Genomic DNA, 26047 nt, shown 5'->3' on the forward strand with positions numbered 1-26047 from the left:
GGTTCCACCCTTAAAGGCTCGGGATAATGGCTGGGGTATCAACGGCGGGCCAGCAGCAGTGCGCCGCCGATGGGGCCACCGCCGGCACCAACGGCGGCCAGCTTCACGTCGCCAGCGACCTGGCGGTCGCCGCCAAGGCCGCGCAGTTGGGTCACCGCCTCATGCACGAAACCGAAGCCATGCGTGCGGCCGGCGGCCAACTGGCCGCCATGGGGATTGAGCGGCAGGACGCCGTCGCGGGCGATGCGGGCGCCGCCATCCACGAACGCGCCGCTTTCACCCACGCCGCAGAAGCCCATGGCTTCCAGCCAGGTCAGTGTCAGGAAGGTGAAGCCGTCGTAAAGTAGGGCCACATCCACGTCCGCCGGCTTCCAATCGGTGCGTGACCACAGCATGCGCCCGGCGTCGAACGCCGCCATGGAGGGCATGTCCGCCTGGTCCCAGCTGGCCTTGCCATGGATGGCGCTGCCCACGGAATCGATGTGGACGGGTGTGGACTTCAGATCCCGTGCGGCATCGGCGCTGGACAGGATGATGACGGTGCTGGCGTCCGAGGGCGTGTCGCAATCGAATAGGCAGAGCGGCGTGGAGATCATGCGCGACGACAGATAATCGTCCAACGTGATGGCCTCCCGGTACAGCGCCTTAGGATTCAGCGCGCCGTTCCGCCGCGCATTCAGGCTGATCTGCGCCATCTGTTCACGCGTCGTGCCGTACAGGTGGAAATGGCGCTGGGCGTACAGCGACAACCAGTTGGTGGCGGAAATGGCGTTAAAGGGCAGGATCCACTGGAACTCACCGCTGACCCGGGTGCGTTCGGTGCTGGGCAGGGAGGACTGCTTCCATGCGGCACCGCCGGTCCCTTCCTTCACGGTACGGAAGCAGACGACATGGCGGGCCAAACCGGCCTTGATGGCGGCATATGCGTTGATCAGCGCGCCAAGCTGCGCCGGGCCCTCCAGCCCGCCAGAATACCAATCCAGGCGGAAGCCCAGTGCTTCCTTCAAATCCAGCGAGCTTACGGGGGAGAAGGCGGGCATGTCGGGCCGGAAGCCCGGATATGTCGCGATGCCGTCAATGTCGGGGACCTCAAGGCCGGCATCGGCCAGCGCTTCCAGCGTGGCATCGACCGTCAGGCCCAGGCCTGACCGCTCCAGCCGCCGGCCCACCGCCGACTGGCCGATCCCGGAAATGACGACGTCCATGCGGATGTACCCATGCTGTTCTTGGATGGTCCTGAAAGCTTGCTTACGCCCCTTCCCCCAGGCGCGCCCGGCCCAAGCGCCTGGTGCTGGATATCCATCACATGGATGCGGAAATCAGGCGATGCCGCCCTCGGCGCGCAGGCCCGCGATGGCCTGACCGCTGAGGCCGAGCACGGTACGCAGCACCGCATCGGTGTGCTGGCCCAACAGCGGCGGTGCCTCCGGCGGACGAACTGGCGTGCCCGACAGTTTGAGCGGCGAGGCCACGAGGTTCACCTCGCCCGCCGTAGGATGGCTGATCCGGGTGACCATCCCTCGCGCCGCCGCTTCCTTCGCTTGCAGGGCGGCGGTCACGGTCCGCACCTCGCCCGCCGGCACGCCGGCCGCCCGCAAGCCCGCCAGCCAATGGTCGCTACCCCATTCCTTCATCAACGGGCACAGCAGCTCCAGCAACGCGTCTCGGTTGCGCACGCGGTCGGAATTCTTGGCGAACCGGGGGTCAGCGGCAATGTCGGGGCGTCCCAGCAGATCCCGGCAAAAGATGGCGAATTGCCGATCGTTGCCCACCGCCACCACCATGCGGCCGTCCGCAGTGTCGAAGGCCTGGTAAGGCACCACCGTCGGGTGGCCGTTGCCGTAACGCCTCGGCTCCTGCCCCGAGATCAGGGCCGCGCTGGCGACATTGGCCAGCATGGCCAGCTGACAGTCGAACAATGCCATGTCGATATGCTGGCCCACCCCATCGCGGTCCCGCGCCATCAGGCCCGCCAAGATGGCCTGGGCTGCCGCCATACCAGTGTAGAGGTCGGCCACCGCCACGCCCACTTTCATGGGTTGGCCATCCGTTTCGCCCGTCACGGCCATCAGGCCGCCTTCCGCCTGGATGACGTAGTCATAGCCCGGCCGGTCAGCCAGAGGCGACGCGTGGCCGTAGCCGGAGATGGAGCAATAGACCAAGCGTTGGTTTATCGCCGACAGCCCATCATAGTCGAGGCCGTACTTCGCCAGCCCGCCGGACTTGTAGTTCTCCACCACCACATCCGACCGCCGGGCCAGGTCGCGGATCAGCTGCTGCCCGTTGGGATGCGACAAGTCCACGGCGACGCTTTGCTTGCCCCGATTAGCGCAGAGATAATAGGCGGACTCGCCCCCAACATATGGGGGACCCCAATGCCGTGTATCATCGCCGCCCTTGGGGTTCTCAACCTTGATAACCTCCGCCCCCAGGTCGGCCAGGATCATGGTGCACCAGGGCCCGGCCAGTACACGGGAAAGGTCAAGCACACGGATGCCCGTCAAAGGCGGCGGTCTTGTGGAACCGGAATTTTCCAAGGCGATCACGCTTCTTCTCGAGAGGGAGACAGCGATACGGCGGCCCGAGACCGGGCCGCCGTCGCGAGAGGAGTCCAGATCGGCAGCAGTGCCCTTCTGATCACATCTGGAAAATCGAGGTGGTGCCGCCGCGCGGGACCGCCGCCTGCAAGACAGGCGCAGGCAACGGGCGCGGCGCCATCATGAAGGGCTGGCGCTCCGAAGCGGCATAAAGGCCGATCATTTCCTTCAGCGTGGCGGCCAGAGCCTCTTTTCGGCTCCGCATCACGTCGCTGACGCCTCCAATGCCGATAACCATCTGCGGCTGATCGGCCATCCTGGGAAGCGGGGCCGCGATAATTCCGCCCCCGTTGGTTACCAGGTTGCAGGTAAAGGCGTACCCTTGGCGGCGCACTTGGGACAGGGTGTCGCGCAGGCTGCGGATATCCACATGCGGTTCACCCTCCGGCGCTTCAGCGTTGATGCGCACTGCCAAACGGACAGCTTCACTGTCGCTCATAGTACTGAGCAGGGCGTACCCGGCACCCGACATGACCAGCGAACGCACAGTCCCCAGCGTGAGGTGCGCCCGTTCGGGAGCGGACGCTTGGACGACATGGATATACTGCACATTCAGGCCATTGCGGACGGCCAGGACTATGGTGTCACCGGTACGCTTGTTCAGCGCCTTCATCAGACGGACGATTTTGCCGTCGCCGACGAACTGCGAACTCATCCAACTGCCCAACAATGCCACCCGGCCGGAAGTGATATAGGTGCGGGCATTCGGATCGTAGTTCAGATAACCCAGCATCACCAGACTGCGCAGCAAGGCTGACGTGCTGGACTGTGGATATCCTAGGGCATCGGCAACTTCCATCACCGTCGATTGGCGCTGGATGTCGTCAAAATACTCGAGTATTTCCAGGACACGAACCGCCGACTTAACCGTCCGATCCACAATCTGTGGTTTCGCGACAATACAGGGGCGTTCGGCGGCCTTTTTCCGCTTACCCATAGTACTCCTCCCGATTTTATTTATATTTCAACTTACGCCATCACCCACCCGATAACTGCCCATCAGCAACCGGTCCAAGTGCATTGACTTGCGTTTTTCTGATGAAGGGCACGTCCGGCGGCACGCATCCATCACACATGGGATATCGTTTTGTCTCCCTAGCCATTGGGCGTGGCGGGCGCCTTATTCGGCGCCAAACTCACCATCACCGGCTGTCAGAACAGAATAACTGATACGGTGTTATCTTCAAGCGTATAAAATTCGGGAGACCAACCATGCAGGTGCGATTCCCCAAATGGGATTTTTCCAAGGTGAGCCCGCATTGGGCCCCGAACCACGAGTTCGCCCAAATCTATAACGCGGCGTCCACCGTGCCGGCCTATATCGAACCGTATCTGGTAAAGGTGATGCTGAAGGCGCAGGCGGTCCTGGCCCCTGAATTCGAGGCCCTGCACCAAGACCTGGCCATCTTCATCAAGCAGGAAATGCAGCACTGCAAACAGCATCTGTCGTTCAACAAGATGTTGAGGGCAAGCTATCCCGGCATGCAAGAAATGGAGCAGCGATACGCCGCTGACTATGACCACTTCCTCGCCACCAAGTCGTTGCGTTTCAACTGCGCCTACTCGGAGGGTTTTGAGGCGATGAGTGCTATCGCCGTTACCGCCTTCTTTGAGGAATTCGATCCTTTCCTGAAGGATGCCGATCCCGGCGCCGTGGATTTGTGGAAGTGGCACTTGGCGGAGGAGTTTGAGCATCGCGAGGTGGCGCACGCCGTCTTCCACACGCTGTTCGGCCGCAACAGGGTAGCGGCCTATTTCTACCGTATCTACGGGTTCATCTATGCTGTCTCGCATATCCGCGGCCACGTCCGGCGGGTCAGCCAGTACCTGCTGGCCAAGGACCGCGAGGGCATGACGCCGGAGGAACTGGCGCGGTCGCAGGCCCGCGAAGCCGAGGTGCGTCGCGCCGCCGGGAAGCGGGCGGGCGAACACCTTAAGGCCATCTTGTCGCCCTTCTACGATCCCGCCAAACGGCCCGAGCCGCGCGGGGTGGCTGACTACCTGGCCCGCTTCGCGAAGGTGCCTCCTCCCGCGGCCGGCGCCCCCGCTGCCTGACGCATCCATCACAGGAGAGATGATTTGAACGCCAAGCGTCTACTGGTCATCGGCGCCGCCGGCGACGTCGGTCAAGGCATCGCCACCGTCGCCGCCGACTCCGGGTGGCGGGTGGCTCTGGCCGGACGGCGCGCAGGCGCCCTCGATGCCCTGGCCGACCGGCTGGGGCGGGACAAGGCCACGCCGTTCGTGGGCAGCGTCGCCGACGCCACGACCGCCGCGAACCTGAGGAATCAGGTTCTGGCCGACCTTGGCGGACTGGATGCCGTGGTGGTGGCCGTAAACGCACCCAATGTGTCCAGGCCGCTGCTGTCGTGGCAGCCGCAGGAGTTGCTGGGTGTGTTCGACAGCAACGTCCTGACCCACTTCGCCGCCGCCCAGGCTTTCATCCCCTGTCTAGGCGCCAGCGGCGTGTTCATCGGCATCGGCGGAGGCACCGCCGATTTCGTCCTGCCCAAGGCGGGACAGCTTTCCATGGCGCAGGCAGCCCTGCGCATGATGTACCGCGCCATCGCGAAAGAGGCGAAGGAAGGCCCGGCGGTGCGTGAGTTGATGATCATTTCTATGGTCAACGGGCCAGCCAAGCGCGCCGTGGCCGATCCCGCCTGGGTCACAGACCTGGATGTGGGGCGCCACGTCCAGGCCATCATCCAATCGCCGGAACGCTTCCCCGGCCCCATCTTGGCATTAAAGGGACGGGACCAGGCGGGACAGCCCGATGTTTCCCTGCCGGAGGTCCGGCGCGCCTGACCTGAACGGGCTGGATGTAGGCAGGCCCGATGTGAACAGGAATGTGATCGATAGACCGTGTCCCCCGCCCCGGCGTTGCCAAGGGAACTGGGGGGCGACATTCCCTGAGGGGAGCCCGGTCGCCGACCGGAAACCAACCCTCAGGATTTCCGCCCGTGTCGGACCCCGACAGCATCATCAGGATCAGCCGCGAGGGCGCGGTCGTCACCCTCACGATAGACGATCCCCCCACCCGCAACGCCCTTAGCCCTGCCTTGACTCAGGCGCTGGTGACGGCGCTGGACGACATCAATGCCGACATGACCGTCGGCTGCGCCATCCTGACCGCGGCCGGCGACGTATTCTGCGCCGGTGGCAACCTCAAGGACATGTATGCCCGCCGTGGGCACTTCGCCGGCAACGCCGCCGAAATGCGCCGATCCTACCTGAACGGCGTGCAATCCATCGCCCGCGCCCTGTATGCCTGCGAAGTGCCGGTCATTGCCGCCGTCAACGGCGCGGCCATGGGGGCGGGACTGGATTTCGCCCTGATGTGCAGCCTGCGCATCGCGTCCGACCGCGCCGTCTTTGCCGAAAGCTTCATCAAGCTGGGCCTGACGTCCGCCGCCGGCGGTGCCTGGTTCCTCAATCGGGTGGTGGGTCCGGCGATGGCGGCCGAACTGGCCCTGACGGGAGACACCGTCGATGCGGGGCGCGCCCTGGCCATCGGCCTGGTCTCGCAGGTCGTGCCGCATGACGATCTGCTGATCGCCGCACACGCCCTAGCCGCCCGGATCGTTCGCCATCCCCTGCACTCCATCCGCCTCAACACCCGGCTGCTGCGGGAATCCGCCCGCCTGGATCTGACGGGATCGCTGGAACTGGCCGCCGCGATGCAGGCCGTGGTCCAGCAGACCGATGACCAGCGCGAGGCAGTGGCCGCCGCCGTCGAAAAACGCCGGCCCGACTATAAGGGCCGCTAGGAGAGATCATGACCAACCCCATGGACCTCACGGGTCGCAACATCCTGATCACGGGTGCCGGCCAAGGCATCGGCCTGGCCACCGCCCAACTGTTGTCCCGGCTGGGCGCCAACCTGACACTGGTCGAGCGGAACGAGGACACGCTGTCTCAAGCCCTGCCCCACTTCCCGCCCGACACCGTCCTGGGCCGGGTCGGCAGCATCACCAACCGCGGATTCATCCAGCAGACGGTGCTGGATGGCGTGGAACGCTTCGGCGGCATCCACGGCCTGGTGAACAACGCCGGCATCACCCGCACCGCCATGATCGACAAGATGACGTTCGAGGAATGGCACTCCGTGATCGATGTCAACCTGACGGGCGCCTTCAACTGCCTGCAGGCGGTGGGCAACGACATGATCCGCCGGGCCAAGGCCGGCGATACCGACCCCGGTGCCATCGTCAACATCTCGTCCGACGCCGGGCGCAAGGGGACGGTGGGACAGATCAACTACGGCGCCGCCAAGTCGGGCGTCCTGGGCTTGACGATGAGCGCCGCGCGCGAATGGGGCCGCTTCGGCATCCGCGTCAATTCCGTCGCCTATGGCATCGTCGAGACCGACATGACCGAAACGGTCCGGGGCGAGAAATTCCGCGACCGCTACCTCGCCAACATCCCGCTGGGCCGTTTCCTGCAGCCGGAGGAAGCCGCCTATTCCATCGCCTTCCTGCTGTCCCCCGCCGCCACCTTCATCACAGGGCAGCACCTGTCGGTGAACGGCGGCTCGCACATCACCGCCTGAGATCGGTGACATCATGAGCGCCGCGACCCTGCACCTTGAGGTGCCCATCCTGCCGGCCGCCGCCGAGGACCTGCGTCTGGACGTCCGTGCCTTCATCGCCGAGGAGCGGGCGGGCGGCCGCCTGCCGCCGCCGACCAAGGTCGGCCTGGGCTTTTCCGTGGAAATGACCCAGCGCATCGCCAAGCGCGGCTGGATCGGCCTGACCTGGCCTCGCGTTTATGGCGGCCAGGAGCGGTCGGCCCTGGAGCGCTATGTGGTGACGGAGGAGTTGCTGGCGGCCTCCGTTCCCGTCGGCGCTCATTGGATAGCCGACCGGCAGAGCGGACCCGTGCTGCTGAAATTCGGCAGCGAGGCGCAGAAGGCCTTCTATCTTCCCCGCATCGCCGGCGGCGAATGCTTCTTCTGCATCGGCATGAGCGAACCCGACAGCGGGTCGGACCTGGCCTCGCTGCGCTCAAAGGCTGAGAAGGTGCCGGGCGGCTGGCGCATCAACGGGCGCAAGATCTGGACGACCAATGCCCACCGCGTCCACTACATCATCGCCCTGGTCCGCACCTCGACGGTGGAGGGGAGCCGCCACGCCGGCCTTACCCAGCTGATCGTCGATCTCAAGGCGCCGGGCGTCACCATCAGCCCCATCGTCAGCATGGCGGGCGAGCATGACTTCAACGAAGTCCTGTTCGAAGACGTGTTCGTGCCCGATGACGCCCTGATCGGGCAGGAAGGCAATGGCTGGAATCAGGTGTCCGCGGAACTGGCGTATGAGCGGTCCGGCCCTGAACGGTGGCTCAGCAGCTTTCGCCTGATCAACGAGTTGACGACGGCGCTGGGGCCCGAGGCACGACCGTCCAGCCTTGAGGCGCTGGGCCGGCTGCTGTCCCACCTTCTGGCCCTGCGCCAGCTGTCCCTTTCGGTCGCCAGCATGATCCAGGCGGGGCGCCCCCCGAATGTGGAGGCCGCCATCGTCAAGGATCTGGGCACCAAGTTCGAGCAGGAGGCGGTGCGGGTGGTCCGCGACATCGTCAGCGCCGAGGGCCTGGCCGATGGCGGCGACCCGCGATCCGGCCGGCTGCGCGCCCTGCTGATGCATGCCCAGCTGATGGCACCCGCCTTCACCGTGCGTGGCGGCACCAACGAGATCCTGCGCGGCATCATTGCGAAGGGGATAGGTCTGCGATGAACGATAACCGCAGCTTTTTCCGGGACACCGTCGAACGCATCCTGGCCGACACCCTGACCCCAGCCGATGTCGAGGCCGCCGAGGAAGGCCGGCTGCCGCGCGCGTTGATCCGGGCACTGGACCAGAACGGCATACTGACGATGCTGGCGCCCGAGGCGCAGGGCGGCATCGGCGCGACCCTCACGGAGGCTTTCACCATCCTGCGGGCGCTGGGTGCCGCCGCGGCACCAGGCCCAGCGCTGGAAACCATACTGGGCCAATCCCTGCTGGCCCAAGCCGGCCTGGACATTGATGGCACCCTCGCGCTGGCCTTCGTCACCGAAGGCTCGGCGCCGGAGGCTGGCGCCACTCAATGGACGGCCCCGCCACGCCTGGCTGCCGTCCCGTGGGCCCGGCTGGCCGACCGGATCGTCGCGATCCTGCCCGCAGGCGGCGGCACACGATTGGCGGTGAGCGCGCCCGCCGACTGGACCGTGGCCACGGGTGCCGACGCGGCCGGGGAGCCCCGCGACGATCTCAGCGCCGCCGTGGTGCCGGTGCGCGTGGCCGATCTGCCCGACCTGCCGTTTGATACCGTGGTCGCCACCGCCGCCGTGCTGCGGGCAGGCCAGATGCTGGGCGCCCTGGAGTGGATCCTGGCGCGCAGCGTCGACTACGCCATGGAGCGGCGGCAGTTCGGCCGGGAGATCGGCAAGTTCCAGGTGGTGCAGCAGATGCTGGCGGAACTGTCGGGCCATGTCCTGGCCGCCAGGGCCATTGCCGAGGCGGCAGCGGAAGGCTTCACCCCGGTATTGGTGGCGGCCGCCCTGTCGCGCCTGGGCGATGCGGCCGATGCGGCCATCACCATCGGCCACCAGGTCCACGGCGCCATCGGCTTCAGCCGCGAATACACCCTCAACCATCGCACCCGCCGGCTGATGGCGTGGCGGGACGACTTCCGCACTGTGCCGGCCTGGCGCCGCCACCTGGCCGGCGGTTTCGCCGGCCTGGACCACGCGGCGTTGTGGCCCGCCATCACCAAGTCCGGCCTGCGCAAGCTGGCCGCCGAATAAGGAGCCTGAACCATGGACTTCACAGGCAAGACCGCCGTCGTCACCGGTGGCGCCGGCGGCATCGGCGGCGCCATTTCCGCCACCCTGGCTCGGCTGGGCGCCCGTGTCACTGCCACGGCCTTCGACCCGGCGGAGATCGACCGCCTGCGCGGCGACCCGGCCTGCGCCGGGGTGGCGGGTGCGCTGCTGGATGTGCGGGACGATGGGGCGGTGCAGGCCTTCGCCACCCGCTTCCCCGCACTGGACATCCTGGTGAACTGCGCCGGCACCACGGTACGGGGGGAAAGGGCCTTCACCGAGGAGGGCTTCGACCTGGTGCTGGACGTCAACCTGTTCGGCACCATGCGGGCGGCCCGCGCCTTCCTGCCGCAGCTGACCCAGGCCAAGGGCACCGTGGTCAACATCGCATCGATGATGAGCTTCTTCGGCAGCGGCACGGCACCGGGCTATGCGGCCAGCAAGGGCGGCGTGGCGCAACTGACCAAGAGCCTGGCCATCGCCTGGGCGGAACACGGCATTCGCGTCAACGCGGTGGCGCCCGGCTGGATCATCACGCCGTTGACAGAAGCACAGATCGACGCCGACCTGCGTCAGCGCGTGATCCAGCGCACGCCCATGCGGCAATGGGGCGTGCCCCAGCATATCGCCGACGCCGTGTCCTTCCTCTGCAGCCCGCAAGCCTCTTTCATCACCGGCGCCATCCTGCCGGTGGACGGCGGCTATTCCGCCGCCTGATACCAAAGCGCGTTGAGTGGAACTCATCGTGCTTTGGTATCGGCGGCGACTGCCGCCGCGCGCCGCAAGGCGCGTGAGCCAAGCCAACGGATGTTGGCGCCGGCGCCTGAGGGCGATGACACTGACCATAGGTCAGGATCATCGCTACTTGGTATGAGTCGCCAGAGTCTCAACCCGGATGATCGCCTGAGCGATGATTCCGGGGGTGGCCGCCACGATAATGCGGCCACCCTTGGGGCCTTGGGTGGTGAGATGGGCGATGTCGGCAATCTCACGGTCCGTGACATCTGCCATGCCCAGGTCGGCTAGGGATGCGGGCAGCCCCACCTGACGATTGAAACCCATCAAATCCAGCAGAAAGGAGTCGGTGCGATCCTCAATGGCCAACTGCACCAGCGTGCCATAGGCGACGTGATAGCCATGCAAGGCCGTCTTGGCACCACGTGCCTTCACCAACCCCCGCACCACAGCGTGGGCATAGGACAAGCCGCCGCTCTCCCATGCCAGGCCGGCCATTAGCACGTTGGCCTCCACCACCGCCTCGAACGCGGCGTTCGGCAGATGGGTCTCGGCGGCCGCCATCGCCGCGACGCCGTGCTGGCGCAGGGTGGCATAGCAGGCGTCGGCGATGGCGCCAGCGGTCAGTAGCGGCATGGTATTGAAGAAATTGAGGGCGCCGTCGGCCTTGGCCCGTTCCGCCTCGAACTTCTTGGCGATGGCATCACCGATGCCGGCGCGCAGGAAACGCGATGGCGCGTGGGCGATCAAGCCCGTGTCGACCAGAACCAGGACGGGGCTGTCGGGCAGCGTCTCGATGGCTACCAAGGCATGGGCGTCGTCATAGATCGCCATGGCCCGTCCGGTCGGTCCATCGTTGGATGCGATGGAAGGCACGGCTGCATAAGGTAGGCGCAGGCGCAAGGCCACGCCCTTGGCGGCGTCCAGCCCCTTCCCGCCGCCAAGCCCGACCACCAGGTCGCACCCAGCCTCTGCCGCCTGGGCGCACAAGACGTCGATGGCGGCCCACGTCACCTCCCCCCGCAAGGGCATGACGAGGGGGGAAAGGTCGGCCAGCGTGGCCTGCAGCCGGGCCTGGACGAAAGGCAGGACGTCGGCATCCACGACCACCGCAGGGCGACGGGCAAAGCCAGCCAGCTGCTGGCCCAGATGGTCCAGCGCGCCCGGCCCTTGCACATAGCGGCGGGGCGATCCGAAGGTCCTGATCATGATGCTTCCTTATCCGTGAATGTCACCCGGCCGCGGTCCAGCACCACGACATCGCGGGCCGCCACCCGGGCCTGGAACGCGATGCCGTCCGCCTCTTTCCACATCTCCACGGTGATGGTCTCGCCCGGTAGGACCGGCTTGGAGAAGCGGGTCTCGACGGTCGCCAATGTGCGGCCGGGATTGGCCTTGGCCACCGCTACCGCCGCCAGGCCATAGGTGCAGAGGCCATGCAGGATGGGCCGCTGGAACCCTGCCTTTGCCGCGACCTCCGGGTCGGCATGCAGGGGATTGCGGTCCTGGTTCAGGCGATATAGCAGGGCTGCGTTAGCGTCAGTCGGCAGGTCCACCACCTGGTCCGGTGGACGCTGGGGTACGGCCATAAAGTCATATTGCCCCTGTCCCGGCGTGCCGCCGAAGCCGCCATCCGCCCGGCAAAAAACCAAGGATTGGCTGTGGGCCAGCAGGGCGTCGGTCGCGCGATCCCGAGTCTCGCGCTCAATCACCAGCACTGCGCCAGAGGCCCCCTTGTCCAGAATGTCGACAATGCGGTTGCGGCTGACGACCGTGCCCCCGATCGGCAGCGGCGCCAGGGTGCGCAGCCGCTGGCCACCATGAACCACCATGGCGCGGGTGATACCGGTGCGCTGGTCCACCATCCAGTTGCCGGGATGGCCGACGATCAAAGGCATAGTGGGAAAGACCGCCAGATCACGCTCATAGACGTACGTCAGGTCGTGGGCGTCCAATGGGTCGCGCCCCAGGCCTATGGTCAGGGCGTACAGCATCACGTCCCGATCGGTGATGGCTGTCTCAATGGCCGGGAACTCCAGAGCCCGCAGGTAGTCGATATTCAGCGGCATTGCGGATGTTCCTTCACAGGGTTTCAGCGGAGCCCCAGACGGTGACCGCCTGGCTGGATAGGACGCCGCCATTGCCCTGGGCGATGGCCAGCTTGGCGCCCGCCACCTGACGATCGCCGGCGTTGGCCCGGATCTGCTCCACCGCTTCCACCATCGTGAACAGGCCGTACATGCCGGGATGGACACAGGACAGGCCGCCGCCGTTGGTGTTGACCGGCAGGGCGCCGCCCGGGGCGATGCGTCCGTCCTGGACGAAGGCCCCGCCCTCTCCCTTCTTGCAGAAACCCAGATCCTCCAGGAACAGGATGGGGTTGATGGTAAAGGCGTCGTAGAGCTGGACGACGTCGATATCAGCGGGCGTCACCCCCGCCTGCGCCAGGGCGCGCGGTCCGCACTCCGCCACCGCCGTCACCGTCAGATCCGGCGCCTGGGCGATATAGCGGTGCCAGGTGGCCGATGCAGCCCCCAGCAGATAGGCCGGCGGCCTACGCAGGTCCCGCGCCCGATCGGCCCGGGTCATGACCACGGCGGCGGCACCATCCGTCACCAGGCAGCAATCACGCACGGTCAGGGGATCGGACACCATCCGCGCGGCGAGGCAATCCTCGAGGCTCAGCGGCGCGCGCATGAAGGCATCGGGGTTCAACTGGGCCCATTGGCGGGCTGCCACCGCCACCGACGCCAGCTGTTCCCGCGTGGTCCCGTACTGATGCATGTGGCGCGACGCCGCCAGCGCATAGGACGATGGCGGATTGACCGGCTTGTACACCTCTTCATACGGGAAGGGCTGGCCGCCACTGCGCACCAGGCCGCCTGCGGCGGAGCGCTGGTTGCTGCCGTAGCAGATCAGCGCCACATCGCAAAGCCCAGCCTCCAGCGCCAGCGCCGCCCACATCGCGTGGATTTCGAAGGCGGAACCGCCGGTGCGGGTGGATTCCACCAGCTTGGGCCGGATACCCAGGTATTCCGGCACGGTCAGGGCGCAGAACGGGTCCTGGGGCAGCATGGCGAACACGGCATCGACATCGGCCACGGTCAGGCCGGCATCGGCCAGGGCCCTCAGGCTGGCCTGGGCCAGCAGGTCGATGGCCTGATAGCCCGGCGCCTCCCCCATGCCGAAGGTGGCGGCGCCCACGACAGCGGTACGCCCACGGGGAAAACTCTCATCGGCGGACATGGACATCCCTTCAGGCTGGCGTGAAGACGACGGCGGGCTGGCCATCCAGATCCTGGATGCTGGCCTTGACCGCCATGCCGATGCGCACCGCCTCCGGTGCCACCCCCACAACCCGGCTCATCATCCGGGGACCTTCCGCCAGATCGACCAGGCAGACGTTGTAGGAGGGCGCTGGCGGCCGTTGTCGCACCACGGTGGTGGCGTAGATCGTGCCGTCGCCCGACGCGGGAACCCATTCCAGGTCCTGAACACCCGTCCCCGGCTCCGCCACGCGGGGATAAAACACATGCCGGCCGCTGGAGGCGGAGCGCTGGATCATGAAGCGGCCCTCCGCAAGAAAAGCCTGGAACTCGGCATCCGGCCCGGACGCGCGAAGAAGGGGGCCGCTCATTGATGATCTCCAGTCTCAGGTTCCGCCGCGACCGCCAGCGCATCCACGGCGACGACACCCTGGCCGCGCCCGTAGACGAAGACGGGGTTCAGGTCCAATTGGTCCAGGGATGTCTCGGTGCGGGCCAAATCCGCCACCCGCGACACCAGGTCGGCCAACGCTTGAAGATCCGCAGGCTCCTGCCCGCGTACCCCATGCAGGATGGGGGCTGTCTTCAGGCGGCCAATCAGGGCCATCGCCTCTTTCGGCGTGATGGGAGACGGGGCGAACACCACGTCCTTCAGCACCTCCAGATAGATGCCCCCGGACCCCAGCATCAGCAGGGGGCCGAAGTCCGGATCGCGGGTGACTCCGATGACCAGTTCATGGCCCTTGGCCATCATCTTCTGGACCAGCACGCCCTCGATTCGGGCATCCGGCGCATGGGATTTGGACGCGGCCACGACGCGATCGAACGTGGCGGCCACGGCATCCAGCCCCACGTTCAAGGCGACGCCGCCCGCTTCCGTCTTGTGGGCGATGTCGGGCGACTGGATTTTCAGCACGACCGGCGCGCCCAGGGCCTGGGCCACGGCCAGCGCCTCGTCGCGACTGGTCGCCAGCGCCGTGGGCGGCACGGGAATGCGGTACGCCTCAAGCAGGTGACGGGTGTCGGCCTCCCCCAGCACTCCCCGGACAGGACCCAGCACGGCCGCGCCGACGGGCGCTGCAGGCGATCGCGACCGCCAGCGTTCCTGGAAAACGGCATGCCGGTCCAGGGCCTGCAAGGCCAAGGCACAGGCGCGGAAGCTGCGGAAGCCCTGGCCGCCAAGGGCCGCCAGCGCCGCCAGGTTCTCCTCCCCGGGCAGAATGTGGGAATGGAACAGGATGGGTTTTGCGGCCGCCGCGAACAGGGGGCGCAGCACATTGGCCAGGGCGTGGATCCGGCCCGTCTTTGCCAACCCGATATTGACGATGACGGCGTCGACCTCGTCACTGGCCTGCAGCTTGGCCAATACCTTCACCAGGGTGGCGCCACCGTCTTCCACCGCCTGCGCCGTCACGTCCACCGGATTGGCGGCAGAGCCGAAGGCGGGGATGTGGGTGGAGATGTCCGCCTGCAGCGCCGGGCTCAATAGGGGGACATCGATGCCGACAGAGCCGCACAGATCGGCCGCCCAGGCCCCCGCCCCGCCGGAGGTGGTGACCACCGCCACCCGCTGCACCCGGCCGCGTGGCATACGGGAGAAGGCCGCCGCCGCCGCCAGCATTTCCTCCTGGTCCAGAACCCGCAGCACGCCGTGCCGCTCAAACACCGCGTCGTAGGCGGTGTCGGCGCCGGTCAGGTGGGCGGTGTGGGATATGGCGGCGCGCTGGCCTGCCTCTGACCGGCCGATCTTCATCACCACCAGCGGCACGCCGGCATCAGCCGCGCGCGCGGCCGTCACCAGGAAGCGCTGAGGGTCCTTCAAGCCCTCAATGAACAGCAGGATGGCGGCGTCCTGCTGTTCATCCAGAAGGTGGTCGACGGCGTCCAGGCATTCCAGGTCGCCTTCATTGCCGGTGGTGATGACGGCGCGCACGTCCAGGTGTTCGGCCAAGGCGCGGCCGTAAAGGGCGAAGCCCAGGCCACCGCTCTGCGAAACGATGCTGATGGGCCGACCGGGGCGGGGCGGTTGGGCACCGGCCGCCAGCGCCTCCTCCACCACCGCGGCGAAGGTGGCGGCGACCCCGCTCGTGATGTAGTAACCCTCGGTATTGGGGCCCATGTAGCGCAGGCCGCTGTCGCCCACTGCGGCATCCAGCGCCGCCTTGTCCACCCCCGATGACAGGATGACGGCGGCCTTGGCACCCGCGTCCACAGCCTGGGCGATGATGCCGGGTACGCTCTCGCCGGGCGTGGCGACAAGCACCAGTTCCACCCCGCCGGGGATGGACGCAAGATCGGGCCAGGCCGCCTGGCCCTGGATGGTGCCCCCCTTGGGGTGGACGGGATGAACGGCGCCGCGGTGGCCGCTGGCCTTCAGCAGCTTCAGCAGCTTGCCGCGCAGCTTGCCGACATCATCCGACGCGCCCACGACCGCGACGCTGGAAGGGTGAAAGAAACTGGACAGCACGGGACGGCGATCCTTGCGATTGGGACGATTGGGGAGTGACCCCTTCTGCATCCGGCATCGCGGCCGGCCGGGCAAGACGGCCGCCGGAATCGATCACATGGGTGTTCACCAGAGCGGCGTCAGCGCGCCACCCGCCGCAGGAAATCCAGCAAAGCGTCGGCAAAGGCATCATTGTGGTCACCGACCACCATATGGCCGGCACCGGGGATGGCGCACACCTCAACCGCCGGCAGGACGGCGCGCAGCGCCGTGATGGCGTGGGCATCCACGACATCGCTGCGCTCCCCATGGATCAGCAGGGCCGGAACGGTCAGCTTGCGCGCCGCCCCCTCCAGATAGTCCAACGCGGCCGCCGTGCCCAGGCGGTGGTCGCGGGAGAAGAACAGCGGATCCCAATGCCAATGCCACCGACCGTCCGCGTCCTGGCGCATGGTGCGGCGCAAGCGCTCGCCGGCACCCGGCGGCGCCGTCTGGCCCCGGTTGGCCGCGACCACGCCCGCCGCCTCTTCCAGGCTGGCGAAGCCCTCGGGCGGTGCCTGCAGGATGCCCCGCACCCTGGCCACTCCGTCGGCATTGACGTGCGGCGCGGTGTCGACCAACACCAGCGCCCGGCCTATGCCGGCATGGCCGGCCGCGGCCAGCGCCACCTTGCCGCCCAGCGACGCCCCAACCAGCACCGGCGGCCGCCCCAAGGCGTCCGCCACCGCGCGGATGTCGGCCACCAGCCAGGCATAGCCATAGTCGCCCTCCGGCGCCCGGTCGCTGTCACCATGGCCGCGTAAATCCAGGGCCACGGCCCGGAAACCGGCTTCCCCCAGGCGTTGTCCCGTGCGCCGCCAGCTGTGCCGCGTCTGGCCGCCGCCAGGCAGCAGCAGCACGGGCACGCCCGCATCCGGACCAAACAGGTCGGCGGCCAGGCGCAAACCGCCCTCACCTGAAAACCAGTCCATGGCTAACCCGCCGCTTTGACGACGCCCGAGGCCAGGGCTTCGTCTATGGCACCCGCCGACACGCCGACCTCCGCCAGGATGTCCCGGCTGTGCTGGCCCAGCAGCGGCGGCGCGCGTTCAAGGCGCAGGCGGAGATCACCGAAGTCCCATAGCGCCCCGATCTGCCGCAGGCTGCCATAGACCGGATGATCCAGGGCAACGCTGAGGCCCGAGGATTGGTTGACGGGATCGGCCAGGAAGGCCTGGCCGTTCGCCAAGGCAACGGGAGCGGCGTCTACCCCCGCCTCCGCAGCGATGCGCGCCGCTTGTTCAACACCGACATCCCGGAAGCGCGCTTCGGCGTCGGCCAGGGCATCCGGCGCCGCATGCGGCTGGTCCACCGCCAACCAGCCGTCACCGCATGGGTATAGCCGGCGTGTCGGTCCTACGCCCATCTGGCGTCGGTCCAGCTGAGCGGTGGGCGCCAGGCTCCCATCCGGCAGCACCAAGGTCTCCACCGTTGCCAGGCTGGCCCCCAGCAGCGACGCGGCCACGAATTCCCCCTGCCCCGTCGCGTCCCGGCGCAGCACGGCCAGCAAGGTACCGACGACCGACGCCAGCCCGCACAGATGATCCATCATGCCGAAGCGATGCCAGGCGGGCGGATTGCCCTCGCCCGCGCCGGCGGCTTCCCACCCCGACGCGGCCTGAAACAGCTGGTCATAGCCTGGCCAGTCGCGGCGGGGCCCCTTGGCACCGTAGGAACTGACGTGGCAATAGACCGCCCTGGGGTTGCGGGCGTGGACGGCAGCGTAGCCAAAGCCCAGCTTTTCCGCCGCCATCATGCGCTGATTGTGGTGCACTACATCCGCCCAGTCGAACAGCCTGCCCAGCAAGGCGCTGGCCGCCGGGTCCTTGAGCTGCAGGGCGATGCCCCGCTTGTTGCGCTGACAGCCGTTGAAGGCCCAGTCGGCATGCCGCAAGGGGTCGCCCGACGTCGCCTCCACCTTGATGACCTCGGCACCCAGGTCCCCCAGCAGCATGGGCGCCAAGGGGCCGGCCAGGAAGTTGCCGATGTCCAACACCTTCAGGCCATCCAGCGGCTGGGACAGGGCCTGCGCCGCCACCGTGGGTTCCGCCGCCAGCGGCACACCCTCATCCATCTGGATGGGGGAGCCCGGCTGGCGGGTGGCGCCAAGGCGGGGATCGTCCACCGGCACGACATAGCCGTTGGCCTGCGTCTGTTCATCGAAATAGAGATCACCCATGGCCTGCACCGGCTGGGCCGGCACGTCTGACGCCCACAGTTCTTCCAGCCAATCCTGGCGCGGGCGGGTCTTGAAGATGGCCTCGATGGCCCCGCGATCATCGATGTACTTGATGATCGCCTTCTCATACTTGGCGTTCAGCCGCGCGCGCTCGACCCCATCCATGGCGTCCAGCGCCGCCTTGATGCCGGGCGCCTTCACCGGTTGCCCCATGGTGTGAACCCACCGACCGTCGCTGCATTCAAACAGCGTGGCACCCGCGTCCTTGGGCATGCCGAAGCGCAAGGCCGGCGTGGGCCGTTCCGCCGTCGACCAGTGCATCATCATCGGCACCAGGGCGCCCTGCAGCAGGCTGGTATGCACGGGGCCACCCCTGCCCTTGCGCCGTCGGGCATATAGCCGCGCCAATGCGCCGATGGCCGCCAGATAGGCGGCATGGTTGCTGCCCAATGGGAAGCGCAGCCAGACCGGCCCGTCACGCCCGATCGCCGCCTGCTCATCCAGGATGCCAGCCTTGGCCAGCACCAGGTTGTCGCGCACCGGGGTTTCGGCGTTGGGATGCCCGGCGGGCCAGCCGCCCACGGCAACGTGGATCAACATGGGGAATTGGGCGGTCAGTGTCGCGGCATCCAGCCCCAGAAGGCTGGCGGCCGTCGGCAGGCGATCGTGCACCAGGATGTCACTGTCGGCCAGCAGGGCCTGCAAACGGTGCCGGCCTTCCGTAGCGCCTAGGTCCAGCGCCAATCGGCTTTTGCCGCGGTTCCACAGTGCGTCCTCCACCGGCGTGAAGGTGCTGGTGCCGTCGTCGATCTTCGTCACCTGGGCGCCCGCTTGGGCCAGAATCAAGCCGGCCATGGAGGCGGCCTGCCCACCCCCCAGGTCCAGCACGCGGATGTGGGAAAGGACGGTGGTCATGGCGTGCCTCCGCGCAGCAAATCGTCAGCTTTATCGGAAAAATCCCGCCGGAATTCCGGCGACCGCCGGGCCATTGCCGCCACCGCCGGCTGGAAAGTGAAGCAGGCGCCCGCCATACGCGGCATCAACGCCGCCGCCGTGTCCAGCCCGGTCATGGGAAGGTCGCGGCCACCCGACACCAGGATGCCCCGCCGCAGCATCTGGGCCGCCAGATGCAATGCCGATGGCAAACGGTCCATCCATTGAGCAAAGCGCCGCAAATCCTGGCCTGCCAGGTCGGCCGGCACGCTCAGCACCAATCCGGCCAGCCCCCAGGACAGCAGCGGCACGCCATCACGACGGATCTCCGCCTGCCGAAGGCCGTCGACGGCGTCGCTGACCGTGATGTCATAGGTGATGGATACCGTTTCGCCGGCATGCGCCGCCGCCACGACGAACAGGTCGTAATGATGGGTGCAGTGCATGTGGGGATCATCGGCATCGGCGGCGCCGGCCAGCGATGATCCAGGTAGCCGCGTCTCCAGAAAGGTGGCTGCCGCCGGGCACAGGCTCCAAGGCGCCCGCTCCGTGCAGGCCTCAAGGCGTGTCACCAAACCATCGGCGTGGTCCACCACCACCGTCATGTGGTGGAAGTCGTCCTCCACCGCCGCCGACACCCGGCCCGGCGCGGGCCGGATCAGGATGCGGCGGCGATACCCTTGGAAGTGGTCGGACATGGTTCAATCGCCAGTGAAGTTGGGCCGACGCTTTTCCATGAAAGCGGTGACCGCCTCCTGATGATCCTTGGTGATGTTGGACAGGCCCTCATAAGCCATGCCCACGTCCAGTACGGCCTGGGCCGCCTGCCGTAGCAGGACGTTGAGGGTGATCTTGGTACCGGCGACGGACTGCGTGGCGCTACGCGCGAACTTGGCGGCCCACTTCTCCGTCAGGGCATCCAACTCCGCCGACGGCACCGCAAAAGCGATCAAGCCGATGTCCGCCGCTTCACGCCCCAGGATAGGCTCGCCGGCCAGCAGATATCGCTTGGCCCGGGCATAGCCCACCAGGTGGGGCCACAGCAGCGCGCCGCCATCACCCGCCACCAGGCCGACATTGACGTGAGGGTCCAAGAACTTCGCCTCTTCATCGGCAATGACGATGTCGCACAGCAGGGCGAGCGTGGCACCCAAGCCCACGGCGTCGCCATGCACCCGCGCCACCACCGGCTTGGGACAGTCGAGGACGGAGAACACCAGGCGGCGGGAATTGAATACGCCCTTGTAGAACAGGCCGGGATCATCGATCTTGCGCTGCATCTTCACGATGTCGCCGCCAGCGGAAAACACCGCCCCCGCCCCGGTCAGCACCACCACTTTCACCGCCGGGTCGAACGAGGCATCGACGAAGACATCCGACAACTGCCGGTTGGTTTCATCATCGATGATGTTGCGCTTTTCCGGATTGTTCAGCGTCACCCGTAGGACGGCGCCGTCCAGCACCACGTCGATCTTGTCATACCGCGCATAGGTCATCGGCGGTCTACTCCCGTTCAAATGAAGGGCCGTCAGGCGGCCCAGACTGTTCCCAGATCAATGGCTTCCGAGGCGTCGGCATATCGGCGCAGATGGTGTCCCTCGTCCCCGAACAGGCGGCCCAGGGCCCACCAGGCGGATGTAGTGGTGGCCAACGTCCAGCTCCTCCGACACGCCCATGCCGCCGTGCAATTGCACCGCGTATTGGCCGACGAAGCGGGTGGCGCGGCTGACCTGCGCCTTGGCGGCCGACAGGTCGCGCGCCCGGGCCACGTCCACCTGGTCCAGCGACAGTGCTGCGAAACAGGCCATGGACCGGGCGGTCTCCACGGCGATGTACATGTCGGCCATCCGGTGCTGCAGCACCTGGAAGCGGGCCAGGGGCTGGCCGTACTGCTCGCGGGCGTTGGTATAGGCGATGGTGGTGTCCAGCAGGTAGGCGGCTGAGCCGGTGGCCTCGGCACAAGTGGCGGCGATGCCGTGGTCCAGCGCCCGCTCGATCAGCGGAACCGCCCCATCCACCGGGCCGATCACCGCCTCGGCACCCACCACTACGCCGGCCAGCGTCACCGCCGCGGCGCCGTGGCCATCGATCATGCGGAAGGGATGCCGTCCCAACCCGGCGGCGCCGGCATCGACCAGGAACAGGGTCACGCCGGGACGTTCGCCGTCCGCCCCCGCCGTCCGCGCCGCGACCAGGAACTGGTCGGCGCGATCACCGTTGATCACCACCGCCATGTGGCCGTCCAGCACGTAGCCGCCGCCGCTCCGGCGTGCGGTCAGGGTTCCGAATGCGGGCCCATACAGGGGTTGGTTGCCGCAGGTCATCAGGGCCAGCTGGCGTTCCCCCGCGATCACCGGCGCCAGGGCGTCGCGCGCCTGCGCGCCGGGCAGGCTGTCCAGCAGCAGCCGGCCACAGACCACGGCGGTGATGACGTACGGCTCGGCCACCAGATGGCGGCCCAGCCGGTCCATCACCACCAGCGTATCCACGGGCGATTCCGCGAAACCACCCGCTGCCTCCGGCAGGGCGGCGCCGACCAGGCCCAGATCCGCCAGCTCACGCCAGAAGCGCTGTTGCCCGGCCGGGTCGCGGATCAGGATGTCGCGGGCCCGCAGATCATAGCGGTCGGTCAGGAAGCGGTCGACGCTGTCGCGCAGCAGCACCTGGTTTTCAGTGTAGGAGAAGTCCATGGGCCGTTTCCTCAAACCCGCAGGATGCGCTGGGCGATGATGTTGCGCTGGATCTCCGAACTGCCGCCGTAGATGGTCAGCTTGCGGCGGTCGAAGAACTGCTGCGCCAGGTGGGCAAGATCGTCGGGCACCAGGGACTCACCGGCGGGCAGGCTCAAGGGGTGCACCAGGCCGGCCAAGCCGGCGGCATCCATCAGCAATTCGGTCAGCGCCTGCTGGATCTCCCCGCCCCGCACCTTGAGGACGGAGACTTCAGGACCTGGCGCCTTTCCCGACAGCTCATCGGCCAGCACACGGTAGGCGGTGTAGCGCAACGCCAGCAGATCGGTCTCGATCAGCGCCGCGCGATCCCGCAGCCGCACATCGTCGCGCAAGGGGTGTCCATCGGGGCCGGATCGGCGCAGCAGGTCGCGCACTTGGCGCATCAGCTTCATGGACGGGCCAATGCCCGCACCCACCAGCCGTTCATGACCCAGCAGGAAGCGCGTGATTTCCCACGCCTGCCCCTCCCGTCCCACCAGGTTTTCAACCGGTACCCGCACATCCTCGATGCGTACCTCGTTGACAGCGTGGATACCGCCCAGGGTGTGGATGGGGCTGACCGTGATGCCCGGCTGATCCATGTCGATCAGCAGGAAGGAGATGCCGGCCTGTTTCTTGGCCTCTTGCGAAGTACGCACCAGGCAGAAGATCCAGTTGGCATGCTGCGCGTGGCTGGTCCACAACTTGGTGCCGGTAACGACATAGTGGTCACCATCGCGCACCGCCCGCATTTTCAGCGCCGCCAGGTCGGACCCGGCTTGTGGTTCGGAAAAGCCTTGGCACCACCAGTCGTCGCTGGACAGGATGCGGGGAAGGTGGCGGCGCTTCTGCGCATCCGTGCCGAATTCGATCAGCACGGGCCCCAGCAGATCGATGGCGGGAATGTTGGCGCGGGGCGCGCAGGCCAGCGCCGACTCCTCATCCCAGACGAAGCGCTCCAGCGGGCCCCAGCCCGTGCCGCCCCAATCCTTGGCCCAACTGGGCGCCAGCCAGCCGCGCGCGGCCAATGTCCGCTGCCACGCCTGATGGTCGGCCTTGGGCACCTTCTCGCCATTGTAGACCCTACGCGCCAGCCCTGCCGGCAGATGTTCCGCGAAGAAGGCGCGGAATTCCTGGCGCAGCGCCTCCACTTCGGGCCCGATGTTCAAATCCATGCTCGCGTTCCTCAAACACCACGGAATTGCGGAGGGCGCCGTTCCTTGAAGGCGGTTCGCCCCTCGGCATAGTCCTGGGACAGGGTCAGCATGGGCTGCAGGTCGGCCTCCGCCGACAGCACCTGCTCCAGCGAGCCGCCGCGCGACATCACGCCCTTCATTGAGGCGAGCGCCAGTGGCGCCAGCTGGGCCAGGGTCCGCGCCACCGCCAGAGCGGCCGATACCGCCTCGCCGGCTGGCACCACTTGGTCGGTCAGGCCGACCGCCTGGGCTTCGGCCGCCTCTACCGGGCGACCGGTCAGCAGCATGTCGCGGGCGCGGGCCGGACTCAACCGCTGGGGCAGCGACCACATCAAGCCCGCGTCGGCGATCAGCCCCACCTTGGCGAAGGAAGCGCAAAATTTGGCCGTCTCGCTGGCCACCAGATAATCGCAGGCCGCCGCCAGCGACAGGCCGGCGCCATAGGCGTAACCCTCCACCGCCGCCACCGTGGGCTTGGCTCCCGCCACCAGCAGGCGGACGATATCCTGCAACACGGCAATATTGCGGCGGGTCCGCTGCGGATCGGGCGCGGGGTTGACCCCGTTGGCCGCCTTCACCTCTCCACCGGAGGAAAAATTTCCCTGTGCGCCGGTCAGGACGATGGCCCGGCAGTCGGGTGCGGCGGAAGCTTTACGAAGCGCATCCAGCAGCGCCTCGCGCATTTCCAGCGAAATGGCGTTGCGCCGGTCGGGCGCGTTCAGCGTCAGGATCAGGACGTCCCCATCCTGGCGACTCTCGATGACAGGCGTTGGGCTCATGGGTCTGGTGCTTCCGGGCCAGAGGGGTGTCGCGGCCCTGGTGCGGTGCCGTCTTCGCTTGGCTTCGATGTAACCCGGGGGTTTTGGAGCCGCCTAGCGTTTGGGCCGCAAGGTGGGGCCGTTAGCACATACATGCTGCTTCCCGGGCCCCGGCAGCCGTCCCCTTCCGCAGGCGGAAAAACGCTGACAGGAGTGGTTGGAGACAACGATCCCCCTATCGGTTTTCCGGACATGATGGCCGCCCCCCAACCCACCCCCTCCGTTGACGACACCACCGGCCTGGACGCCCTCTTCCAGCCCGGCAGCGTCGCGATCATCGGCGCCTCCAGCGACCAGCGCCGCTTCGGCGGCCGGCCCATCCAGTACATGCTGGAGGCCGGGTTCGAGGGAGGCATCTATCCCGTCAACCCGGCGCGGGTGGAGATCCAGGGCCTGAAGTCCTATCCCTCCATCCTGGATATCGCCGGCCCAGTGGACTGCGCACTGCTGGCGGTCGGCGCCGACGTGACCCAGCAGACGGTCGAGGATTGCATCCGCAAGGGCGTGAAGGCAGCCGTGCTGTTCGGTGCCGGCTTTTCCGAAACGGGTGCGGAAGGGCGCGCGCGCCAGGATCGCCTGGTTGAAACGGCGCGCGCCGGCGGCTTGCGCCTGCTGGGTCCCAACTGCATGGGCCTGATGAACGCCCGCAGCCGCTTCTATGCCACCTTCGCTTCCGCCCTGGAGGAAGGGGTGCGCCCGGCCGGCCGTATCGGAGTGGCCAGCCAGAGCGGCGGCTATGGCGGCTATCTCATGAAGCACGTCTTCCAGCGCGGCCTGGGCATCAGCCAATGGGTCACCACCGGCAACGAGGCCGATGTGGACGTGGGCGACGCCTTGCTCTGGATGGCGGGGCAGCCCGACACCGACATTCTGCTGGCCTATATGGAAGGGCTGCGGTCCAAGGACACGCTGGTCGCGGCGCTGGACCTGGCCCGGCGCAACCACAAGCCCGTTGTGGTGATGAAGGTGGGCCGCACCGCCGACGGCCGGGCGGCCGCGGCCTCCCACACCGCGTCGCTGACCGGTGAGGATGCCGTCTACGACAGCGTCTTCCGGGACTACGGCGTCCACCGCGCCCGCACCACCGAGGAATTGCTGGACCTGACCTACGCCCTCAGCAAAGGCCGGCGCCCAAGGGGACAGCGGGTCGGGGTCATCAGCATTTCGGGCGGTGTGGGTGTGCAGATCGCCGATTTCGTGGGCGATGCCGGCCTTGCCATGGGGAAGGTGCCTGCGGAGACACAGGCGCGCCTCAAGGCGCTGGTCCCCCACTGTTCCCCGCACAATCCCATCGACATGACGGGGCTGGTCACCACCAACCACGACATCATGGAGAAGACGCTGGACGCTGTGTTCGAAGCCGATGCCTTCGATGCCGTCCTGATCTTCCTGGGGATCGCCGGCGCCGCGCCCTCCATGGCGCGCCCGCTGCAGCAGGCCATCGCCAATGCCTGCGGCCGCCACCCGGACCGGCTGGCGCTGGTCTCCGTCACCACCAGCCCGGACATGGTGGCGGAATACGACGCCAAGGGCCTGCTGGTGTTCGAGGATCCATCACGCGCCATCGCCGCCCTGGCGGGCCTGGTGGGGTTTGAGCGCGCATTCGCCCAACCGCCGGCCGCTGAAACACTGCCGCCCCCGCCAGATGTGGTGATCCCACCCGATGGCCGGTTCAACGAGGCCCAGGCCAAGACGCTGCTGGCCGCCTGCGGCGTGCCCAGCCCGCAGGAGCGCCTGGTGGCCACAGCGGAGGCGGCGGCCGAAGCCGCGTCGGCCATCGGCTTCCCCGTCGCGGTCAAGGTGGTGTCCGCCGATATCCTGCACAAGACCGAAGTGGGCGGCGTTGCCCTGCGACTGACCTCGCCCCAGGCGGTGGCGGAGACGGTGCGGCAAATGGCTGAGACCATCCCCGCCCATCTGCCCCATGCCCGCATCGAGGGATACCTGGTGTCGGAAATGGTTACCGGCGGAGTGGAATGCATCGTCGGCATCCATGCCGACGAGACTTTCGGCCCCGTCGTCACCTTCGGCCTGGGCGGCACGCTGGTGGAGCTGATGCGCGATACCACTTGCCATGTGGCCCCGGTCAGCCCGGCCCAGGCGCTGGCCATGATCCGCAGCGTCCGCACTTTCCCCCTGCTGGATGGCTACCGCGGCGGCGCCCGCCATGACATCGAGGCATTGGCCCAGGCCATTTCCGGCCTGTCGATACTGGCCGCCGCCCATGCGGGCCGCCTTTCCACCATCGAGGTCAATCCCCTGGTGGTGCGTGCCGGTACCGGCGGCATCGTGGCCTTGGACGCCGTCATCGAAACCACCAAAGCCTGA

23 protein-coding genes are annotated in these 26047 nt (G+C 67.4%); 8 read left to right on the forward strand and 15 right to left on the reverse strand.

Going from position 1 to position 26047, the window contains the following annotated elements; translation table 11 throughout:
* Window positions 1-38: 38 nt before the first annotated feature.
* From PW843_00635 to PW843_00645, 3 genes are all read right to left on the reverse strand, one after another.
* On the reverse strand, window positions 39-1205 hold the full coding sequence (locus PW843_00635; protein MDE1145112.1) for a thiolase family protein: 1167 nt from the start codon (window positions 1203-1205) through the stop codon (window positions 39-41).
* Window positions 1206-1319: 114 nt separating this feature from the next.
* Entirely contained in the window at window positions 1320-2537 is a 1218-nt protein-coding gene (locus PW843_00640; GenBank protein ID MDE1145113.1) for a CaiB/BaiF CoA-transferase family protein, read from the reverse strand.
* 100 nt (window positions 2538-2637) lie between these two features.
* On the reverse strand, window positions 2638-3534 hold the full coding sequence (locus PW843_00645; GenBank protein MDE1145114.1) for a helix-turn-helix domain-containing protein: 897 nt from the start codon (window positions 3532-3534) through the stop codon (window positions 2638-2640).
* 275 nt (window positions 3535-3809) lie between these two features.
* Between PW843_00645 and PW843_00650 the strand changes: the two genes are divergently transcribed.
* The 7 genes from PW843_00650 to PW843_00680 all read left to right on the forward strand — a co-directional run bounded on the left by PW843_00650 (window position 3810) and on the right by PW843_00680 (window position 10113).
* Window positions 3810-4652 carry a metal-dependent hydrolase gene (locus PW843_00650; GenBank protein ID MDE1145115.1) on the forward strand — a complete coding sequence of 281 codons (843 nt, stop codon included), beginning with the start codon at window positions 3810-3812 and terminating at the stop codon, window positions 4650-4652.
* Between the two features lie 24 nt (window positions 4653-4676).
* Window positions 4677-5402: an SDR family NAD(P)-dependent oxidoreductase gene (locus PW843_00655; protein ID MDE1145116.1), complete on the forward strand. Its 726-nt coding sequence runs from the start codon at window positions 4677-4679 to the stop codon at window positions 5400-5402.
* 155 nt (window positions 5403-5557) lie between these two features.
* Window positions 5558-6364, forward strand: coding sequence for an enoyl-CoA hydratase-related protein (locus tag PW843_00660; protein ID MDE1145117.1), 807 nt, complete (start codon window positions 5558-5560; stop codon window positions 6362-6364).
* An 8-nt stretch (window positions 6365-6372) separates the two neighbouring features.
* The gene (locus tag PW843_00665) at window positions 6373-7146 is read left to right on the forward strand and encodes an SDR family NAD(P)-dependent oxidoreductase (protein MDE1145118.1); all 774 of its coding nucleotides are present in this window, start codon (window positions 6373-6375) and stop codon (window positions 7144-7146) included.
* A gap of 13 nt (window positions 7147-7159) precedes the next feature.
* Entirely contained in the window at window positions 7160-8326 is a 1167-nt protein-coding gene (locus PW843_00670; protein MDE1145119.1) for an acyl-CoA dehydrogenase family protein, read from the forward strand.
* On the forward strand, window positions 8323-9378 hold the full coding sequence (locus PW843_00675) for an acyl-CoA/acyl-ACP dehydrogenase (GenBank protein MDE1145120.1): 1056 nt from the start codon (window positions 8323-8325) through the stop codon (window positions 9376-9378). Before PW843_00670 ends, PW843_00675 begins: the two co-directional genes overlap by 4 nt.
* A gap of 12 nt (window positions 9379-9390) precedes the next feature.
* A complete protein-coding gene (locus PW843_00680; protein ID MDE1145121.1) occupies window positions 9391-10113 on the forward strand; it encodes an SDR family oxidoreductase in 723 nt (240 codons plus the stop codon).
* A 144-nt stretch (window positions 10114-10257) separates the two neighbouring features.
* On the opposite strand, the gene PW843_00685 is transcribed toward PW843_00680, so the two are convergent.
* The 12 genes from PW843_00685 to PW843_00740 all read right to left on the reverse strand — a co-directional run bounded on the left by PW843_00685 (window position 10258) and on the right by PW843_00740 (window position 23680).
* A complete protein-coding gene (locus PW843_00685) occupies window positions 10258-11340 on the reverse strand; it encodes a glycerol dehydrogenase (GenBank protein MDE1145122.1) in 1083 nt (360 codons plus the stop codon).
* A complete protein-coding gene (locus tag PW843_00690; protein ID MDE1145123.1) occupies window positions 11337-12200 on the reverse strand; it encodes a MaoC/PaaZ C-terminal domain-containing protein in 864 nt (287 codons plus the stop codon). The genes PW843_00685 and PW843_00690 overlap by 4 nt, the downstream gene beginning before the upstream one ends.
* A 13-nt stretch (window positions 12201-12213) precedes the next feature.
* Window positions 12214-13377, reverse strand: a complete 1164-nt coding sequence (locus tag PW843_00695) for a thiolase (GenBank protein ID MDE1145124.1) — start codon at window positions 13375-13377, stop codon at window positions 12214-12216.
* A gap of 10 nt (window positions 13378-13387) precedes the next feature.
* Window positions 13388-13768 (reverse strand): OB-fold domain-containing protein, encoded by a 381-nt coding sequence (locus PW843_00700; GenBank protein MDE1145125.1) that lies wholly within the window; start codon window positions 13766-13768, stop codon window positions 13388-13390.
* Window positions 13765-15864: an acetate--CoA ligase family protein gene (locus tag PW843_00705; GenBank protein ID MDE1145126.1), complete on the reverse strand. Its 2100-nt coding sequence runs from the start codon at window positions 15862-15864 to the stop codon at window positions 13765-13767. Before PW843_00705 ends, PW843_00700 begins: the two co-directional genes overlap by 4 nt.
* Window positions 15865-15983: 119 nt before the next feature.
* On the reverse strand, window positions 15984-16814 hold the full coding sequence (locus PW843_00710; protein MDE1145127.1) for an alpha/beta hydrolase: 831 nt from the start codon (window positions 16812-16814) through the stop codon (window positions 15984-15986).
* A 2-nt stretch (window positions 16815-16816) separates the two neighbouring features.
* Window positions 16817-18976, reverse strand: coding sequence for a CoA transferase (locus tag PW843_00715; GenBank protein MDE1145128.1), 2160 nt, complete (start codon window positions 18974-18976; stop codon window positions 16817-16819).
* Window positions 18973-19692: a hypothetical protein gene (locus PW843_00720; protein MDE1145129.1), complete on the reverse strand. Its 720-nt coding sequence runs from the start codon at window positions 19690-19692 to the stop codon at window positions 18973-18975. Before PW843_00720 ends, PW843_00715 begins: the two co-directional genes overlap by 4 nt.
* A 3-nt stretch (window positions 19693-19695) precedes the next feature.
* Window positions 19696-20490 carry an enoyl-CoA hydratase-related protein gene (locus PW843_00725; GenBank protein MDE1145130.1) on the reverse strand — a complete coding sequence of 265 codons (795 nt, stop codon included), beginning with the start codon at window positions 20488-20490 and terminating at the stop codon, window positions 19696-19698.
* 57 nt (window positions 20491-20547) lie between these two features.
* Window positions 20548-21684, reverse strand: a complete 1137-nt coding sequence (locus PW843_00730; protein MDE1145131.1) for an acyl-CoA dehydrogenase — start codon at window positions 21682-21684, stop codon at window positions 20548-20550.
* 11 nt (window positions 21685-21695) lie between these two features.
* Window positions 21696-22880, reverse strand: coding sequence for an acyl-CoA dehydrogenase family protein (locus tag PW843_00735; protein ID MDE1145132.1), 1185 nt, complete (start codon window positions 22878-22880; stop codon window positions 21696-21698).
* Between the two features lie 11 nt (window positions 22881-22891).
* Window positions 22892-23680 (reverse strand): enoyl-CoA hydratase-related protein, encoded by a 789-nt coding sequence (locus PW843_00740; protein ID MDE1145133.1) that lies wholly within the window; start codon window positions 23678-23680, stop codon window positions 22892-22894.
* Between the two features lie 231 nt (window positions 23681-23911).
* Here PW843_00740 and PW843_00745 point away from each other — a divergent pair, with 231 nt between their 5' ends.
* A complete protein-coding gene (locus PW843_00745; GenBank protein MDE1145134.1) occupies window positions 23912-26047 on the forward strand; it encodes an acetate--CoA ligase family protein in 2136 nt (711 codons plus the stop codon).

The organism is Azospirillaceae bacterium (assembly GCA_028283825.1).
Classification (GTDB): Bacteria; Pseudomonadota; Alphaproteobacteria; order Azospirillales; family Azospirillaceae; genus Nitrospirillum.